We start from the raw sequence: 18281 nt of genomic DNA on the forward strand, positions 1-18281 counted from the left end.
GTCGAGGCGTCGATGTCGTCCCCGGCCTCGCTGCTGCACTGGACCCGACGCATGATCGAGATCCGCAAGCAGAACCCGGCGTTCGGCCTCGGGTCGTACACGGAACTCCCGTCGACCAACCCGGCGGTGCTGGCGTATCTGCGCGAGGCGCCCCCGACCGAGGAGGGAGGGGACGATCTGGTGCTGTGCGTGAACAACTTCTCCCGGTTCGCGCAGCCCACCGAACTCGACCTCCGCGCCTACCAGGGACGCCACCCCGTCGAACTCATCGGCGGAGTGCGCTTCCCGGCCATCGGTGAACTGCCCTATCTCCTGACGCTCGCGGGCCACGGCTTCTACTGGTTCCGCCTGCGGAAGGACACCGTGCAAGCCGCGTGAGCCCGACCGGAGCCCCCGGGCGGGCCGGTTTCTCCCGGCCCGCCCGGGGCACGCAGACAGGAACACCCCGTCCCCCGGGGAAAGGACGCGACGCCATGTCGGAAGCCGCCACGCACTCCACTGCGACAAGTCCTGCTCCACCACCTGTCGCAGAGCCGATGCCCGGTCTGCTCGCCTCACTGGACCCCCTCCTGCGGGAGTGGCTGCCACGGCAGCGCTGGTTCGCGGGGAAGGGGCGGCCGGTCACCGGCTTCGGCCTGGTGGCGGCCACCGAACTGCTGCCCGTGGCCGCCCGCCCGGACGACACCCGCCCCGGCGGCGCGAAGGCCGGGCTGCTGCACCTCCTCGTACGCGCCCATCAGCCGCTGGTGCCCACCCAGGGTGCTCCGGCCCACCCCGGCGACTGCTACCAGCTGCTGCTCGGCGTCCGCGAGACACTGCCGCCACGGCTGGCGCCCGCGCTGATCGGGCACGTGACCGACGGTCCGCTGGCCGGACGGACGGTGTACGAGGGGCTGCACGACCCCCGCCTCGCCGACGTCCTCCTGGAGGCACTGCGGACCGAGGCGCACATCGGTGACCTGCGCTGCGAACGCGACACACGGCTCGCCATACCCGAGGGCCTGGTACCGCGCCTGGTGACTTCGGAGCAGTCCAACTCCTCGATCGTCTATGGCGATACGTTCATCCTCAAGCTGTTCCGCCGGGTCGTGCCAGGGGCCAACCCCGATCTCGAACTGCCGCTGACGCTGTCCCGCGAGGAGTGCCCCCGTGTCCCGGCCCCGGCGGCCTGGATGGTGGCGGACCTGAGCCGGACCGCCGCCCCCGACAGTCACCATGTCCTGGGCGTGCTCCAGCCGTTCCTCCATGGCGCGGCGGACGGGTGGGAGCTGGCGCTGAGCATGCTGGCCAAGGGCGAGGACTTCACCGCCGAGGCGCGGGCGCTGGGGCGGGCGACCGCCGAGGTGCACACCGCGCTGACGCGCGCCCTGCCGACGGTCACACTGGGGCGGCCCCAACTGGAGTCGCTGGTCGCCGGGATGACCGAACGCCTGGAGGCCGCCGCGCAGGCCGTACCCGCGCTGCGGCCGTACGCGCCCGGCCTGCACACGGCCTTCGAAGCGCTCGCCGACCTGGCCGCCGAGGGGCGCACCTGGACGGCCCAGCGCATCCACGGCGATCTGCACCTCGGCCAGTGTCTGCGCGACCCCGGCGGGGAGTGGTCGCTCATAGATTTCGAGGGCGAGCCGTCGAAGCCGCTGGCCGAGCGCCGTATGCCGCAGCCGGTGGCCCGCGACATCGCCGGGATGCTCCGTTCCTTCGACTACGCCGCCCACTCCCTCCAGCCCCCGGCCGCCGACTGGGCGACCGTCTGCCGGGCCGCGTACTGCTCCGGCTACGCGGACGTCGCCGGGGACGATCCGCGTACCGATCCCGTACTGCTGCGCGCGTACGAAACCGACAAGGCGGTGTACGAGGTCCTCTACGAGGCCCGTCACCGCCCCGACTGGCTACCGGTTCCCCTGGCCGCCGTCCACCGCCTGGCCACGGACCCCGGCGCCGACACCACTCCCTGACCCCGATCCCGTCCCTCCCGAGGAGGCCGTCCCTGTGACTCCCCGCCCGCCGTCCGACGACAGCGCACAGCACCCCGACGCCCCCGCCAAGGGCCCCGCCCCGGCGAAGAAGCCCGCCCCGAAGAAGGCCGCGGCCCAGAAGGCGACAACGAAGCAGACGGCGACAGCGAAAAGGACGGCGACGAGGAAAACGGCCGCGAAGTCCCCGGCCGGGACACCCGCCGAAAAGGCGGCTGAGGGGCCGGGGACGGCCGAGAGGACGACCGGGGAGACGTCCACGAGGACGACTGCGGCGAGTACGGGCGCGGGGGCGGCTACGGCCGAGGGGGCCGTGGAGGGTGCACCGGTGACGCGGAAGGCGGCAGCGAGGAAGGCCGCCGGGGGGACGGTGACGGCCAGGAAGGCGGCAACGGGGACAGCGGCAGCCAAGAAGGCGGTCGCGAAGAAGGTGGGCGCGGGAACGGCAGCGGCCAAGAAGACTGTCGCGAAGAAGGTGGCAGCCAGGACGACGGCCGAGGAGACACCGGCGGCCGAGAAGAAGGCCGCGAAGAAGGCGGGCGCCGAGAAAGTGGGCGCGGCGGCGTCGGCGGTCGAGAAGACGACCGAGAGGACGCCTGCGGCCAGGAAGCGGACCGAGAGCGCGACTGCCGACCAGAAGACCGCCGGACGCAAGGTCGCCGCGAAGAAGACCACCGCGGGTGGCGGGGCCGCAGTGAAGAAGACGGCGACGAGAAAGGTGGCCGAGGACAAGGGCCTGGCCCAGGAGCCCGCTACGAAGAAGGCCCCTGCCAGGAAGTCCCCTGCCAAGAAGGCCACTGCCAAGACGACCGTCGCGAAGAAAGCGGTCGCCGAGAAAGCCGTGGCCAAGACCGCGGCGAAGAAGGCGGCGGTCAAGAAGACCGTGACCAAGAAGGCCGTGACCGAGAAGGCCGTGGCGACGAAGGCGACGGCCAAGAGCACCACGGCGAAGAAGGCGGTGGCCGAGAAGGCCCTCACCGCCAAGGCCGGCGCCAAGAAGGCATCAGCGAAGAAGGCCGCAGCGAAGAAGGCCGCAGCGAAGAAGGCCGTGAGTGTGCCACCGGTGACGGAGGGGGCGGCAGCCCAAGTCCTCCCCCAGGCCCCCGGCACGCCCGTGCCGGAGGCAGCCGTGCCCCAGCAGGCCATGCGCACGGCAGCCGTTCCCGAACCGGCCCTGCACGAGGCAGCCCGCCCCCAGGCGGCCGTGCGCGAGGCGGCCGCGCCGGAGTCCGGAACGCGCGGGGCAACCGGCTCCGGGTCGGCCACGGGCGGTGCGTCCGGGTCGGCGCCCGCCACACGTCGCGGGGCGGCCGGACCGGAGCCGGTGGGACCCGAGTCGGTGGGACCCGAGTCGGTCCCTCGTCAGCCGCTGGTCCCCGAGCAAGCCACCACCGAACCGGTGCTCGCCTCCTCCACCCGGCCGGCCTTCACCCCCGCCATGGACGGCGCCGACCGTGAGCGGCTGCTCGACGGTACGCATCACGCGCCGCATGCCGTCCTCGGGGCCCATCCGGCGCCCGGGGGTGTGGTGTTCCGGGCGTTCCGGCCGTACGCGCTCGGGGTGAGTGTGGTGGCGGGGTCGTTGCGGGCGGAGCTGCATGACGACGGGGGCGGGTTCTTCTCCGCGTTGTTGCCGTTGCGGGAGGTGCCGGATGCGTACCGGCTGCTGGTCTCGTACGAGGGGACGGAGCAGGAGACCGAGGACGCGTACCGCTTCCTGCCGGCGATCGGGGAGCTGGACCTGCATCTGATCAACGAGGGTCGCCACGAGGAACTGTGGCGGGCGCTCGGGGCCGAGCCGATGACCCACCAGGGCGTCACCGGCACCCGCTTCACCGTGTGGGCGCCGAACGCGCGCGGCGTACGGCTGGCCGGCACCTTCAACTACTGGGACGGCACCGGGTTCCCGATGCGGGCGCTGGGCTCCTCGGGCGTGTGGGAGCTGTTCGTGCCCGGTATCGGCGAGGGCGAACTGTACAAGTACGAGATCACCCGGCCGGACGGCTCGAAGACGCTCCGGGCCGACCCGCTGGCCCGCCGCACGGAGGTCCCGCCCAACACCTCGTCCGTGGTGCACGCCTCGCACCACGAGTGGGCCGACCAGGAATGGCTGGCGCGGCGGGCGGAGACCCCCGCGCACGAGGCTCCGTTCTCCGTCTACGAGGTCCACCTCCCCTCCTGGCGGCCCGGGCTGACGTACCGACAGCTGGCGGAGCAGCTCCCGGCGTACGTCTCGGACCTCGGCTTCACCCATGTCGAACTGCTGCCCATCGCCGAGCACCCCTTCGGCGGATCCTGGGGTTACCAGGTCACCGGCTTCTACGCGCCCACGTCGCGCCTCGGCACCCCCGACGACTTCAAGTACCTCGTCGACGCCCTGCACCAGGCCGGGATCGGTGTGCTGATGGACTGGGTGCCGGCCCATTTCCCGCGTGACGACTGGGCGTTGGCCGAGTTCGACGGGCGTCCGCTGTACGAGCACGAGGACCCGAGGCGGGCCGCGCACCCCGACTGGGGGACGCTGGAGTTCGACTACGGGCGGCGCGAGGTACGCAACTTCCTGGTGGCGAACGCCCTCTACTGGTGCGAGGAGTACCACATCGACGGGCTACGGGTGGATGCCGTGGCATCGATGCTCTATCTCGACTACTCGCGCGAGGCGGGTCAGTGGACGCCGAACGAGCACGGCGGCCGGGAGAACCTGGACGCGGTCGCGTTCCTCCAGGAGATGAACGCGACGGTGTACCGGCGGGTGCCGGGCGTCGTGACCATCGCCGAGGAGTCCACGGCCTGGGACGGCGTCACCCGCGCCACCCACCACGTCGGCCCCGGAGGCTTCGGCGGCCTCGGCTTCGGGCTGAAGTGGAACATGGGGTGGATGCACGACTCGCTGGGCTACATGGCCCGTGAGCCGGTGCATCGCAAGCACCACCACAACGAGATGACGTTCTCGATGGTGTACGCGTACAGCGAGAACTACGTGCTGCCCATCTCCCACGACGAGGTCGTGCACGGGAAGGGCTCACTGGTCTCGAAGATGCCGGGCGACTGGTGGCAGCGGCGCGCCGACCACCGGGCGTATCTGGGCTTCATGTGGGCGCATCCCGGCAAGCAACTCCTCTTTATGGGCCAGGAGTTCGCCCAGGGAGCGGAGTGGTCGGAGGCCCACGGCCCGGACTGGTGGCTGCTGGACCCGGCGTACGGGGCGGAGGCCGACCACCGGGGTGTGCGCGACCTCGTCCGCGACCTCAACTCGGTCTATCGCCGTACGCCGGCGCTCTGGGAGCGCGACACCCATCCCTCGGGGTTCTCCTGGATCACGGGGGACTCGGCGGACGACAACGTGCTGGCGTTCCTGCGGTTCGACGCGGACGGCGCGCCCTTGCTGGCCGTCTCGCACTTCAGCCCGGTGGTGCGTGAGGACTACCGTCTCGGGGTGCCTGAGGACGTTCCGGCCTGGCGTGAGGTCCTGAACACCGACGCGGCCGTGTACGGGGGCAGCGACGTTGCCACGCCGCACCCCGTGAAACCCGAGCCTTACCCCTGGCACGGCCGCTCAGCCAGCATCCGTCTCACCCTGCCTCCCCTGTCCACCATCTGGCTCCGCCCGGCCTGACGGTTTCCCCGCCCCCGCCCCGCCGCCCCTGCCCGTTCCCGTCCCGTCCCCAGGGGCTGCGCCCCTTCGCCCCCTGGGGTTCTTTCTTCGGGTGCGGGTGGGTGGGGCTTCTCGCGCAGTTCCCCGCGCCCCCGAAAGGGGCGCCGGGAACTGCGCGAGCAACCACCGACAACCCGCGTCCGGCCCACTCATCCCGGCGGGGCGCGAGCGACCTGCCCGGTTGAGGTCAGGCCCCCTTGCGCCCCCCGAACATCAACCGCCGCAACGCCCCCAACAACCCCCCGCTGCCCGACCGCTCACCCACCGACACCACGGCACCCGGCGCCACCGGCGGCGCCACCTCGTCCTCCCGCCGGCCCTGCGGCATCCGAGCCGCACTATGGGCACTCAGCTCATAGCGGACCGGCAGCAGCCGCAGCCCCCGCACCACCGGCCCGGACCGCCACGGCAACTGATCCACCGGCAGCGTCAGCTCCGCACGGGCGAAGTGCTCGAAAACCCGCCCCACCGCCGTGGTGACGATCGTCCCCGCCAGCTCACGCGCGGCACTGGGACACTGGTGCGGCCCGGCCCCCCACGCGAGATGCGCCCGCGTACTGATCGTGGAGTCGACGATGTGGGAGTTCCCGACCGCGAGCAGGTCCCGATGCGCGGCAGCGACCGAGGGCGACACGATGTCACCGGCACGGATCCAGAAGTTCCCCAACTGCACATCACGCCCCGCGAACCGGAAGCACAGGTTGGCCGTGGGCGGATTCACCAGCGCCGCCCGGTTCACGGCCTCCCCGAGCTGTCCGTTGGACAGGCTCCGCCGCACGGTCGCGTTGCCCCGCAGCACCTCCAGCAGGGTGTTGCAGACCATGTTCCCGGTGATGTCGTTGAGGTAGACCGCGTTCATGAACAGCTCACGGCCGAGCTGCTCGTCGCTCAAGGACGGGTCGGCGAGCAGCATGTAGGAGGTCAGGTCCTCCCCGGGGCGGGAACGCCGGTGCGCCGCCAACCGTGTCATCGCCCCCAGCGCCCGCCCGGTCGCCGGCCCCGCGTCCGGCCCTCCGTCGAGCATCCGCCACAGGTCCATGACCATCTCGTCACCGAGTTCGACGGGACACCCGAACAGCTTGGTCGTGACCATGAGGAGCAGCGGCCGGGTGTACTGGGCCGCGAGATCGGCGAACCCGGTGGTCCCGGACTCGGCCGCGAGCATCGCGATCAGCTCGTCGGCGTACCGGGCGACGGCAGCCCGCAGTTCCCAGCCCTCGGGGGTGTGCCCGTCCTGGAAGGGCCGCATCGCCGAGTGGTAGCTCAGCCGGGCGGCCCGGTGTTCGTCGTCGTCGAAGAACATGGTCTGCCGGACCTCGTACCCGGCGAGGAGCGGCCAGTCCTTCGGCAGTCGTCCCTCCGCCCGTGCCCGCCAGTGCCGTACGTCGCGCCGCCACACGCTCTCGTTGCGCAGGACCTCCAGCACCTCGCGGTAGTCGAGAACCAGCCATGCCGGCACCCCCATCAGCCCCACGGGTGCCACGGGGCCGTACGTCCTCCGCAGTCGCTCGTAGACGCTGCCCGGGTCCACGTCGAACTCCGAGGTCAGCAGCGGCTCCACGGGCAGCGTGTCCAGGCTGGGGCTGCCGACCGGCGCGGCCGCGAACGGATGTGTTTCCATGACCGACACGCATACCGCATGGCACATGCACGAGCAGTGACGATGACAGGAACTGTTACGGCTTGGTGATCCCTGGTGCACCTGTGGTGACGGGGGCGGCGGGCCACGGCGCGCCGGGCACCCGCCCGGCGGGGCCCGCCCGCCTACTTCAGGCCAACCGCCGCCAACTCCTCCAGCCCTTCGGGGAGTTCCTCCGCGTGGACGACGCCCAGCGTCTGCGTCGCCCGGGTGAGTGCCACGTACAGGTCGCTGGTGCCGAAGCGCCCCGGCTCGACGACGAGGACGGAGTCGAACTCCAGCCCCTTGGCCTGGCGGGGGTCGAGAAGCACGACGGCCCGGGTCAGGTCCGGCTCGGCGCCGGCCGTCACCCCGTCGAGGCGGGCCGCGAGCGTCCGGTGCAGTTCGCGGGGCGCGATCACCGCGAGCCGCCCCTCGGCGGGGGTGAGTTCGGCGACCGCCTTGGCCACCTCGGCGGGCAGTTCCCGGGGCGCCGCGCGGCGCGCCCAGGGCCGTACGCCCGTGGACCGCACGGAGCTCGGCGGCTCGAAGTCCGGCCGTTCGGCGCGTACGACACCGGCCGCGACCGCCATGATCTCGGCGGGGGTGCGGTAGTTGACGCCGAGCCGGGTGTGCTCCCAGCGGTCCTCGACGAAGGGCGCCAGGATGTCGGCCCAGGACCCGACGCCCGCGGCCTCCGCCGTCTGGGCCGGATCGCCGACGAGGGTCATCGAGCGGGTGGGCGAGCGGCGCATCAGCAACCGCCAGGCCATCGGCGACAGTTCCTGCGCCTCGTCGACGATGATGTGCCCGAACGCCCAGGTCCGGTCGGCCGCCGCCCGCTCGGCCGCGCTGCGGTGGTCGTCCTCCTCGTGCCGCTCGGCGAACCGCTCGGCGTCGATGATGTCGTGCGCGGACAGGACCTCCGAGCCGTCGCCGTCGGGATCGCTGTCCTCCCGGTCCTCGAACTCGTACGTCCGGGACGCGTACGATACCTCCAGCACGCCCTGCGCGTACGCGATCTGCGTCTCGCGCTCCCGCTCGGCACGGGCCCGGGCGAGCCGGTCGTCCTCGCCCAGCAGTTCGGCGGCCTCGTCGAGGAGAGGGACGTCGGCGACGGTCCAGGCGCGCGTGACCAGGCGGCGTACGGCGTCGGCGTCCTCCTTGGGCAGATACGCGTCCGGCTCGGCGAGGAAGTCGGCGATCAGGCGACGCGGGGTGATCCGCGGCCACAACCGGTCGATGGCGGACCAGACCTCGGGGTTCTCGGCCAACTCGTCGCGGATCTGGGTGATGTCACTGGCGTCGAGGAGGTTGGAGCCGTCGTACGGGTCGGTGCCGATGCGTTCGGCGACCATCTCCGTGAGGGTGTTGAGGATGTAGCCCTCGAAGTGCTCGCGGGCCACGTTGTGCGGGAGCTTCGCCTCGCGGGTGCGCTCGCGGGCGACCCGTACGAGGTCGTCGTCGAGCATGAGGATCTCCCGGTCGTGCTCGATGGCGATCACCGGGTCGGGCAGCGCCTGCCGGTCCCGTACGACGGCGGTGAGGACGTCGGCCATGGCGGCGCTCCCCTTCACCCGGGCGGCCGCCGGGGTGTCGGTGGCGGTGGCGTGTACGCCGGGGAACAGTTCGCCGACCGTGGAGAGCAGCACACCCGTCTCGCCGAGGGAGGGCAGCACCTCACCGATGTAGCCGAGGAAGGCCGGGTTGGGCCCGACGATGAGGACGGCGCGTTTGGCGAGCAGTTCGCGCTGCTCGTAGAGGAGGTAGGCGGCGCGGTGCAGGGCGACGGCGGTCTTGCCCGTGCCGGGGCCGCCCTCCACGACCATCACCCCCTGGTGCGGGGCGCGGATGATGCGGTCCTGCTCGGCCTGGATGGTCCGCACGATGTCGCCCATGCGACCGGTGCGGGCAGAGTTGAGGGCGGCCAGCAGGACGGCGTCGCCGGTGGGGTCCTCGTACCCGGTGCGGGTCTCGTCGCCGAGGTCGAGGATCTCGTCGTGCAGGGCGGTGACCCGGCGGCCCTCGGTGGTGAGGTGCCGGCGGCGGCGCAGGCCCATCGGGGTGTGGCCGGTCGCGAGGTAGAAGGGGCGGGCGACGTCGGCGCGCCAGTCGATCAGGATCGGGGTGCGCTCGGTGTCGTCCTCCCGCAGCCCGATGCGGCCGATGTGGTGGACGGCCCCGTCGGCGAGGTCGAGCCGGCCGAAGCACAGCGAGCCGTCGACGGCGTTCAACGCGGCCAGCAGCCCCGAGCGCTCGGCGACGAGGATGTCCCGTTCCAGACGGGCCTGCATGGGCGTGTTGCCCTGAGCGAGCGCGTCCGTGACCGACCCCTCGGTCTCACCGCGCAGCGCGTCCACGCGGGTGTACACCCTGTCGATGAATTCCTGCTCGCGCCGCAATTCATCGTGTTCATCGTGTTCATCGTGCGAAAAGCCGGTGTTTGACAATTCCACTCCCGCCCGGATATACTGTGCTCACTGAACTTCTTTGCGACTCGATCCCCTTGAAGTCGCGAACCATCAAATATACGTGAGAAAAGCCCCCGAGCATAATTGCTCGGGGGCTTTTCTCGTCCAGGCGTCAGAGGACGTCGGCGAGTTCTTCGAGCAGCCGACGCTTCGGCCGGGCGCCGACCATGGCCTTCACCGGCTCACCACCTTGGAACACCATGAACGTCGGCATCGACAGCACCTTGTACGCGAGAGTGGTCTCCGGATTGGTGTCCACGTCCAACTGCACCACCTTCAACCGCTCCCCCTCCTCCATAGCGAGCGCGCTCAGCACCGGCCCCATCTGCCGGCACGGCGGACACCAGTCGGCCGTGAACTCCACCAGCACCGGCAGCTCCGCCGCGATCACCTCCGCCTCGAAGTCCGCGTCGGTCACCTCGGCCACACCCGCCGCCCTGATCACAGCACCCCGCCTCCTACTCCCAGCTCGCACTCCGGCTCCGGACCGCCCGGAACCTCCGCCTCGGCCGCCAGCCGCTCCCGTGCCCGCTCGGCCCGCGCCAACTGCTCGCCGACCCGCGCCCGCACGGTCGCCAGCTCACCGATCAGCGCGTCGAGCTCGTCCAGCTTCCGCCGGTACACCGCCAGCGACGCCGGGCACGAGTCGCCCTCCGGGTGCCCCGCCCGCAGACACTCCACGAAGGGCCGCGTCTCCTCCAGGTCGAACCCGAAGTCCTGCAACGTCCGGATCTGCCGCAAGAGCTTCAGATCCTCCTCGTCGTAGGTCCGGTATCCGTTGCCACTCCGCCGCGCGGGCAACAACCCCCGCGCCTCGTAGTACCGCAACGCCCGTGTCGTCGTCCCCGCCCGTGCCGCCAGCTCCCCGATGCGCATACGACGACGGTATTCCTTGACGCCGACGTCAAGGAAAGACCGCGCGCCCAGAACGACAAAGGCCGAGTGGCCAGGTCTATAGGGGGAGGACCTGGCCACTCGGAGTTCTGATGCTCTTCGGTTGTGACCACACGGCCGGGTCCACGGGGGAGGACCCGGCCGTGCGGCGCTGGGGGAGGCCCGCAGGCCCTCGAGGGGCGCGGGCCCTCCAGGAGCGCGGGCCCTCCAGGGGCGGGGAACTGCGCGATCAGCCACACTCGACCGGCGGCCTGAAGACGGCCCGCAGTTCCCCCGGCGCTTGATCCGGCGCCCCGAGCGGAGCGCTCACGCCTTGGCCAGCTCCTTCTCGCCCTCCGGCTCGGCCTCAGCGGCAGCCGGCGCAGCCGACCCGTGCCCGTCGTCCAGCAGCGTCGCCTCGTCGAACGGCGCCTGCCCGGCGAGGACCTCGTTCACCCGCTCCTTGTCGATCTCCTTGGTCCAGGTACCGATGAGGACCGTGGCGACCGCGTTGCCCGCGAAGTTGGTGAGGGCACGGGCCTCGCTCATGAAGCGGTCGATGCCGACGATGAGGCCGATACCGTCCACCAGGGCCGGCTTGTGGGACTGCAGACCACCGGCGAGGGTCGCGAGGCCGGCGCCGGTGACACCCGCCGCGCCCTTGGAGGCCACCAGCAGGAAGAGCAGCAGCGGGATCTGCTCGCCGACCGACATCGGCGTACCCATGGCGTCGGCGATGAACAGGGACGCCATGGTCATGTAGATCATGGTGCCGTCGAGGTTGAAGGAGTAGCCGGTCGGGACGGTGATACCGACGACGGGCTTGCTGACACCCAGGTGCTCCATCTTCGCGATGAGGCGCGGCAGTGCGGACTCGGAGGAGGAGGTGGAAAGGATCAGCAGGAACTCACGGCCGAGGTACTTGAAGAACGTGAAGATGTTCAGCCCCGCGACGATCTTCAGCAGCGCGCCGAGGACGATGAAGACGAAGAGGAAGCAGGTGATGTAGAAGCCGATCATCAGCACGGCCAGGCTCTTGAGGGCGTCGAGGCCGGCAGAACCGGTCACGGCGGCGATGGCACCGAACGCGCCGATCGGGGCGGCCCACATCACCATCGCGAGGATGCGGAAGACGAGGCGCTGGATGTGCTCGACACCACGCAGGATCGGCTGACCGGAGTCACCCATGGCCTGCAGCGCGAAGCCCGCGAACAGGGCGACGAGCAGCGTCTGGAGGACCTCGCCGCCGGTGAAGGCGGAGACGATCGTCGTCGGGATGATGCCCAGCAGGAACTCGGTGGTGTCCTTGGCCTCCGCCGACACCTGCGCCTGACCGGTCTCCTTGATCGCGTCGGTGACCGCGAGGCCGGTGCCCGGCTCGACGATGTTGCCGACGACGAGGCCGATGCCGAGGGCGACCAGCGACATCACCGTGAAGTAGGCGAGGGCGATACCGCCGACGGCGCCGACCTTCGCGGCCTTCCGTACGGAGCCGATGCCCAGCACGATCGTGCAGAAGATGATCGGCGAGATCATCATCTTGATCAGGTTGACGAAGCCGGTGCCGATGGGCTTCAGCTCCACGGCGAAGTCCGGGGCGATCAGACCCACGGCGATGCCGAGGGCCACAGCCACGATCACGGCGATGTACAGGTAGTGGGTGCGGTCCCGCTTGGCGGGTGCTGTAGGTGCCGTATGGGTGCTGCTGGCCACGGCTGCCCTCCTCGTCGACGACGTCGTCGGCTCGCTGTTCCGGCGTGCGGCTCACGTCCGGGGGGATTTCGGGAGACGGTCTCCCTGTGCGGGAGCCGGCGGGCTCCCGGGGTGGGAGACCGGCTCCCGCGGGCCGGGAGTGGGGGCTCCCGGGCGGGAGCTTGGGGACGCTCCCTGGCGGTGGGAGCAAGGCTCCCGTGGGTGTGGGAGCCGGGGCTCCCGGCGGTGGAAGCCGGCGGGCTTCCGGGCCGGAGGCTGGTGTGCTTCCGGCGGTGGGAGCTGGGGGGCTCCCGGTAGGGGGAGGCGGGCTCCCCGTGCTGAGGAGAGATGCCTCCCGGGGTGGGAGGTCGGCTCCCTGCGGCTCGGGTCGTGGGGTCCCGGGGCGGGAGTCGTACTCCCTTGCGGTGTCCATGTGCTGGACGAGTCGATGCAGTGACTATCTCCCTCTCTGTGAGGGCGGTCACCCTTCCGTTCATTTAGTTCACGCCAACACGTCGATGCAGACTGTTGGCATGCGCGTCCCCTCCTTCCTCCGTCCCCGCAGCCTGGCCGGTCAGCTCTTCGCCGTGCAGGCGGTGCTCATCGCGACCGTCGTGGCCGGATACGCGCTGTTCACCTACGTCAGCGACCGCAACCAGGTCGAGGAGGCCGCGGGCCGCCAGGCCCGGGCCGTCGCCGTCACGGTCGCCGACGCGCCCTCGGTCCGTGCGGCGATCCACACGGCCGACCCGACCCGGCGGCTCCAGCCGTACGCCACCGAGGTGCAGCGGCACGCCGGCGTCGACTTCGTCACGATCATGACCCCCGGCGGCATCCGCTGGACGCACCCCGACCCGGAGCGGATAGGCGAGCACTTCCTCGGTCACATCGAGAGGGCACAGCGGGGCGAGTCCTTCACCGAGACCTACACGGGCACCCTCGGCCCGTCCGTCCGAGCGGTCACCCCGATCATGGAGAACGGCGAGGTCATCGGCCTGGTCAGCGCCGGCATCAGGGTCCAGGCGATCAGTGACCGCGTCCAGGACCAGCTCACCGCCCTCGTCGGAGTGGCCGCCGGCGCCCTCGCCCTCGGCGGCATCGGCACCTACATCGTCAACGCACGCCTCCGCCGCCACACCCACAACATGAACGCGGCCGAGCTCAGCAACATGCACGACTACCACCAGGCCGCCCTGCACGCCGTACGCGAGGGCCTGCTGATGCTCGACGGCCAGTACCGGGTGGCCCTGATCAACGACGGGGCGCGGGAACTGCTGGACGTGACGGACGAGATCGTGGGCCGCTCGGTCGCGGAACTGGGCCTGCCGACACCCCTGACGGGAGCGTTCCTGTCGTCGGAGCCCCGGGTGGACGAGGTCCATCTGGCCGCCGACCGGGTGCTGGTGGTGAACACCTCACCGGTGTCGGGCGGCCAGCGCCGGGGCACGGTCGTCACCCTGCGGGACGTGACCGAACTCCAGTCCCTCATGGGCGAGCTGAACTCCGAACGCGGCTTCACGCAGGCGCTGCGCTCACAGGCCCACGAGGCCGCGAACCGCCTGCACACGGTCGTCTCCCTCATCGAGCTGGGCCGCTCGGACGAGGCGATCGACTTCGCGACGGCCGAGCTGGAGCTGGCCCAGGCACTGACGGACAAGGTCGTGGCGGCGGTGAGCGAGCCGGTGCTGGCGGCCCTGCTGCTGGGCAAGGCCGCCCAGGCGAACGAGCGGGGCGTGGAGCTGGTGGTGTCCGAGGACAGCCACATCGACGACGGTCTCCTCCCCGAGTCCCTCCCCGCGCGTGACCTGGTCACGGTTCTGGGCAACCTGATCGACAACGCGGTGGACGCTGCGCAGGGATCGGTGGGGGCGAGGGTGACGGTGACGGCGTACACGGACGGGCCTGACGGACCTGACGGGCCTGACGGGTGTGAGGAAGATACGGACGACTCCGTGCTGGTGCTGCGGGTCGCCGACACCGGCAGCGGCGTGGACCCCGCCCACACGGAGGCCGTCTTCGAACGCGGCTTCTCCACGAAACCGTCCGGCCCGGGCGGCCGGGGCCTCGGCCTGGCACTCGTACGGCAGACCGCGCGCCGTCACGAGGGCACACTGACGGTGTCGGAGGCGCCCGGCGGTGGCGCGGAGTTCGAGGTACGCCTGCCGCTGCGCACGGCGGGTCCCACCCATGCTGTCCGGGCCCTCCGGGCCGACGTGGCCGAAGCTGTGCCTGGAGGCGACGACGTATGACCGGTGCCGATCCCATCAGAGTCCTGGTCGTCGAGGACGACCCCGTGGCCGCCGACGCGCACATGATGTACGTCGGCCGCGTCCCCGGCTTCGCAGCGGTGGGCAAGGCCCACACGGGCGCGGAGGCGCGCCGGGCCCTCGACCGCATGCCGGTGGACCTGCTCCTGCTGGACCTGCACCTGCCGGACGTGCACGGCCTGCAGCTGGCCCGCTCGCTGCGCGCCGCCGGTTACCACGCCGACGTGATAGCGGTGACGTCGGCGCGGGACCTGACGGTGGTGCGGGAGGGCGTCTCGCTCGGGGTCGTGCAATACGTCCTGAAACCCTTCACTTTCGCAACCCTCCGCGACCGCCTGGTCCGTTACGCCGAGTTCCACGCGTCGGCGGGCGAGGCGAGCGGCCAGGACGAGGTGGACCGGGCGCTGGCGACCCTGCGGGCACCGGGCCCGGCGGCACTGCCGAAGGGTCTGAGCGCGCCCACACTGGAGCGGGTGACGGTGACGCTGCGGGACGCGGGCGAGGGCCTGACGGCGGCCGGGGTGGCGGAGGCGGTCGGCATCTCGCGCATCACGGCCCGGCGTTATCTGGAGCACCTGGTGGACGCCGGACGGGCGGCGCGTAGTCCGCAGTACGGGCAGGTGGGGCGGCCGGAGTTGCAGTACCGGTGGGTGAAGGGGCAGTAGGGCGGGTCAGTCGGAGGCAGCGCCGGAACCGCTGGACCCGCTCGGCCCGCTCGACCCACCGAAGGGCTTGGCGTAGATGACGACCTGGACACCGAGTCCGACGACGGTGAGGGCTTCGACGGCGGACAGGACGACGAGCCCGGGACCGGTCCTGCCGCTCGCCCAGTAGACGAGAAGCCCGGCGAACGGAACGACGCAGAAGGCCAGCAGGTCGATCCCGCACTGTATGGCTTTGCGCGACCGCCTGCGCGCGTCGGACCGATGTGCGACTTCCCAGTCGAAAACCTTCTCCGCACCGGCGAGCCGAGCGAGCCGCGGCCCGAGATCCCCTCGTACGTACGCCCCGATCGCCGAGATCTTCTCGTCGTTGACGAGGTAGGTCCACCCGAGCACCACACACACGGGCGGCAACGCGAGCAGCATGGCGGGCTGCTTCGCCTGCGCGGAGGCGGCGATGACGGCCGCGAGGACGGTGAGCGTGACGTAGAGCAGATTGTCCCGGAACCCGATCCGTGTCTTCTGTTCGTCCTTGACGCTCTGGTACTCGGCGAGCAGCAACTGCCCGACGGTGACGTCGTCCCGATCCGACACCCTTGCCCCCTAGCCGACGCCAACGAATGCTCTGCTCAAGCCACTTGCTCAGTACCTTACGGGGAACCGGTGCACACGCATTGACCTGACTAGACCACTGCTCGTACGGTCACCGGGCACCCACCCAGGCCACAACGACGTAGCCAGCAGGAGGTCGTGCCCGTGCGCCCCACCGCACCCCACCCCCGCCGATCCCCCCTCCGCCTCCTTCTCACCGCGGCCCTGGCGATCACCGCCCCCGGCGCGCTCGCGGCCTGCGGCAGCGGCTCCGGCAGCGACCCGGACACCGTGGAGGTCTCCTACAAGCAGTCCACGGACAACCAGATCCGCGTGCTGGACACCTTCCTCGCCGACATCAAGAAACAGTTCGAGAAGGCGAATCCGGGAAAGAAGGTGAAACTCGTCCCGATCAAGGCCCCGGACTCGGAGTACTACACCAAGGTCCAGCAGATGCTGCGCTCCCCGAAGACGGCGCCGGACCTGGTCTACGAGGACACGTTCCTCATCAACTCGGACATCACGAGCGGTTATCTGAGGCCCCTCGACGACTACTTGGCCGGCTGGAGGGACTGGGACCAGTTCATCGACACGGCCAAGACCGCGGCGAAGGCCGAGGACGGCAAGACGTACGGCGTTCCGGACGGCACGGACACCCGGGGCCTGTGGTTCGACAAGGGAATCTTCGAGAAGGCGGGCCTGCCGGCCGACTGGCAGCCGAAGACGTGGGACGACATCCTCTCGGCCGCCCGCACGATCAAGCAGAAGGTCCCCGACGTCATTCCGCTCAACGTCTACACGGGCAAACCGGCGGGTGAGGCCGCCACCATGCAGGGCTTCGAAATGCTGCTCTACGGCACGGAAGGCGCGACCGCCTCCGGGTCCGACCCCCTATACGACGAGAATTCCAAGAAGTGGAAGGCCGGAACCCAGGGTTTCAAGGACGCCCTCACCTTCGTGGAAACGGTCTACAAGGAGAAGCTCGGCCCGGAAGTCTCCGACGCCCTCGACCCCAACATCTCCACCCGAGTACGTGGTGAACTCCTCCCCGAGGGCAGACTCGGCATCAACCTGGACGGCTCTTGGCTCCCCCAGGACTGGCTCCCCGGCAGCGGCCACGCATGGCCCCAGTGGTCGGAACAGCTGGGCCTCGCCCACATGCCCACCCAGAACGGGCAGTCCCCCGGCAAGGTGAGCATGTCCGGCGGCTGGACCTGGGCCATCCCCGACAAGGCCGCCAATCCCGACCTCGCCTTCGAGTTCATCAAGACGATGCAGACGAAGGCGAACGCCCAGAAGTGGTACATCGCCAACTCGGGGATAGCGGTCCGCGAGGACGTGGCGTCCGACCCGGCCTACGCGGAGGCGCAACCCGGCATCGAGTTCTTCACGGATCTCGTGGCGAGCACGCACTACCGCCCGGCGTACCCGGCGTACCCGAAGGTCTCCACGGCCATCCAGGAAGCGATGGAATCCGTGACGACGGGCGACGCGTCGGTCTCCGAGGCGGCGCGGAACTACGACGAGGAGCTGAAGGCGGCGACGGACGACCAGGTGGTCGAGGTGGTCGAGGAATGAGCTCCCGCGTATGAAAGGGCCGGCACAGGGGCCGCCCCACCCCACGCTCCGAACGCTCACCCGCGCCCTCCCCCTCACCCCCGCGACCGTCCTCCTTCTCCTCTTCCTGGCCGGCCCCATCGCGTACTGCGCCTACATCGCCTTCACCGACCTCCAACTCACCGGCCAGGCCGAGGACTCGTTCACCGGCTTGGAGAACTTCCGTACGGCTTTCCAGGACGAGGCGTTCCTCAACGCGGTCTGGCTGACCCTGGTCTTCACGGTGGTCTCGGCCCTGCTCGGCCAGAACACGCTGGGCCTGGCGCTGGCCGCCCTGATGCAACGCGCCTCGAAACCCGTCCGCACGCTGGTGGGCGGAATCGTCGTCACGGCCTGGGTCCTGCCGGAGGTGGTGGCCGGCTTCCTCCTCTACGCCTTCTTCCGCCGCGAGGGCACCCTGAACGCCGTCCTGGGCTGGCTCCACCTCCCCACCCAGAACTGGCTCTACACCCTTCCGATCCTGGCGGTGTCCTTCGCGAACGTCTGGCGGGGCACGGCATTCTCCATGCTGGTCTATTCGGCGGCTCTGAACGAAGTCCCGAAGGAGATAACCGAGGCGGCGGAGGTGGACGGCGCGGGCGGCTGGCGGCGTATGTGGCACATCACGCTGCCGATGATCCGCCGCTCCATCGGCACGAATCTGATGCTCATCACGCTGCAGACGTTGTCGGTCTTCGGCTTGATATGGGTGATGACGAGGGGCGGGCCGGGCGGCAAGAGCCAAACGCTCCCGTTGTTCATGTACGAGGAGGCGTTCCAGAAGAGCATGATCGGCTATGGCACGGCGGTGGCGCTTCTGCTGCTGGTGGCGGGTTCGCTGTTCTCGGTGATCTATCTGCGCCTGCTGCGAACGGAGGTGTGA

13 protein-coding genes are annotated in these 18281 nt (G+C 70.5%); 7 read left to right on the forward strand and 6 right to left on the reverse strand.

From position 1 onward, the window contains the following. The 3 genes from ACFY9I_RS31780 to glgB all read left to right on the forward strand — a co-directional run. On the forward strand, positions 1-378 hold a 378-nt coding region (locus ACFY9I_RS31780), incomplete at its 5' end, for an alpha-glucosidase C-terminal domain-containing protein (RefSeq protein WP_391007841.1). A gap of 95 nt (positions 379-473) precedes the next feature. Further along, the gene (locus ACFY9I_RS31785) at positions 474-1955 is read left to right on the forward strand and encodes a maltokinase (RefSeq protein WP_391007843.1); all 1482 of its coding nucleotides are present in this window, start codon (positions 474-476) and stop codon (positions 1953-1955) included. A gap of 34 nt (positions 1956-1989) precedes the next feature. Further along, positions 1990-5589, forward strand: coding sequence for a 1,4-alpha-glucan branching enzyme (glgB, locus tag ACFY9I_RS31790; RefSeq protein WP_391007845.1), 3600 nt, complete (start codon positions 1990-1992; stop codon positions 5587-5589). 226 nt (positions 5590-5815) lie between these two features. Here the strand turns inward: glgB and ACFY9I_RS31795 are convergent, their stop codons facing one another. The 5 genes from ACFY9I_RS31795 to ACFY9I_RS31815 form a co-directional block, all read right to left on the reverse strand. Next, positions 5816-7249, reverse strand: a complete 1434-nt coding sequence (locus tag ACFY9I_RS31795; protein ID WP_391007847.1) for a cytochrome — start codon at positions 7247-7249, stop codon at positions 5816-5818. Between the two features lie 143 nt (positions 7250-7392). Further along, entirely contained in the window at positions 7393-9648 is a 2256-nt protein-coding gene (locus tag ACFY9I_RS31800; RefSeq protein WP_391007848.1) for a UvrD-helicase domain-containing protein, read from the reverse strand. A gap of 181 nt (positions 9649-9829) precedes the next feature. Further along, on the reverse strand, positions 9830-10162 hold the full coding sequence (locus ACFY9I_RS31805; RefSeq protein WP_391007850.1) for a thioredoxin domain-containing protein: 333 nt from the start codon (positions 10160-10162) through the stop codon (positions 9830-9832). Further along, positions 10159-10593: a MerR family transcriptional regulator gene (locus tag ACFY9I_RS31810; protein WP_391007852.1), complete on the reverse strand. Its 435-nt coding sequence runs from the start codon at positions 10591-10593 to the stop codon at positions 10159-10161. Before ACFY9I_RS31810 ends, ACFY9I_RS31805 begins: the two co-directional genes overlap by 4 nt. A gap of 324 nt (positions 10594-10917) precedes the next feature. After that, positions 10918-12303: a cation:dicarboxylate symporter family transporter gene (locus ACFY9I_RS31815; protein ID WP_391007853.1), complete on the reverse strand. Its 1386-nt coding sequence runs from the start codon at positions 12301-12303 to the stop codon at positions 10918-10920. A gap of 512 nt (positions 12304-12815) precedes the next feature. On the opposite strand from ACFY9I_RS31815, the gene ACFY9I_RS31820 reads away from it, so the two are divergent. Further along, the gene (locus tag ACFY9I_RS31820; protein ID WP_391007855.1) at positions 12816-14531 is read left to right on the forward strand and encodes an ATP-binding protein; all 1716 of its coding nucleotides are present in this window, start codon (positions 12816-12818) and stop codon (positions 14529-14531) included. Further along, positions 14528-15214, forward strand: coding sequence for a response regulator (locus tag ACFY9I_RS31825; protein ID WP_391007857.1), 687 nt, complete (start codon positions 14528-14530; stop codon positions 15212-15214). Before ACFY9I_RS31820 ends, ACFY9I_RS31825 begins: the two co-directional genes overlap by 4 nt. 6 nt (positions 15215-15220) lie before the next feature. Here the strand turns inward: ACFY9I_RS31825 and ACFY9I_RS31830 are convergent, their stop codons facing one another. Continuing rightward, positions 15221-15805, reverse strand: coding sequence for a hypothetical protein (locus tag ACFY9I_RS31830; RefSeq protein ID WP_391007858.1), 585 nt, complete (start codon positions 15803-15805; stop codon positions 15221-15223). A 162-nt stretch (positions 15806-15967) separates the two neighbouring features. Between ACFY9I_RS31830 and ACFY9I_RS31835 the strand changes: the two genes are divergently transcribed. Both ACFY9I_RS31835 and ACFY9I_RS31840 read left to right on the forward strand, forming a co-directional pair. Next, positions 15968-17380 (forward strand): extracellular solute-binding protein, encoded by a 1413-nt coding sequence (locus ACFY9I_RS31835; protein WP_391007860.1) that lies wholly within the window; start codon positions 15968-15970, stop codon positions 17378-17380. A gap of 10 nt (positions 17381-17390) precedes the next feature. Continuing rightward, positions 17391-18281 (forward strand): ABC transporter permease subunit, encoded by an 891-nt coding sequence (locus ACFY9I_RS31840; protein ID WP_391007862.1) that lies wholly within the window; start codon positions 17391-17393, stop codon positions 18279-18281.

Source organism: Streptomyces sp. NPDC012510 (assembly GCF_042955065.1).
In the GTDB taxonomy this organism is placed as follows: domain Bacteria; phylum Actinomycetota; class Actinomycetes; order Streptomycetales; family Streptomycetaceae; genus Streptomyces.

Excerpts from the sequence above, each read along its gene's own strand:
- ACFY9I_RS31785 (WP_391007843.1), top strand. The coding sequence starts at position 474 with ATGTCGGAAGCCGCCACGCACTCCACTGCGACAAGTCCTGCTCCACCA.
- ACFY9I_RS31810 (WP_391007852.1), bottom strand. The coding sequence starts at position 10,593 with ATGCGCATCGGGGAGCTGGCGGCACGGGCGGGGACGACGACACGGGCG.
- ACFY9I_RS31820 (WP_391007855.1), top strand. The coding sequence starts at position 12,816 with ATGCGCGTCCCCTCCTTCCTCCGTCCCCGCAGCCTGGCCGGTCAGCTC.
- ACFY9I_RS31795 (WP_391007847.1), bottom strand. The coding sequence starts at position 7,249 with ATGGAAACACATCCGTTCGCGGCCGCGCCGGTCGGCAGCCCCAGCCTG.
- ACFY9I_RS31825 (WP_391007857.1), top strand. The coding sequence starts at position 14,528 with ATGACCGGTGCCGATCCCATCAGAGTCCTGGTCGTCGAGGACGACCCC.
- ACFY9I_RS31840 (WP_391007862.1), top strand. The coding sequence starts at position 17,391 with ATGAAAGGGCCGGCACAGGGGCCGCCCCACCCCACGCTCCGAACGCTC.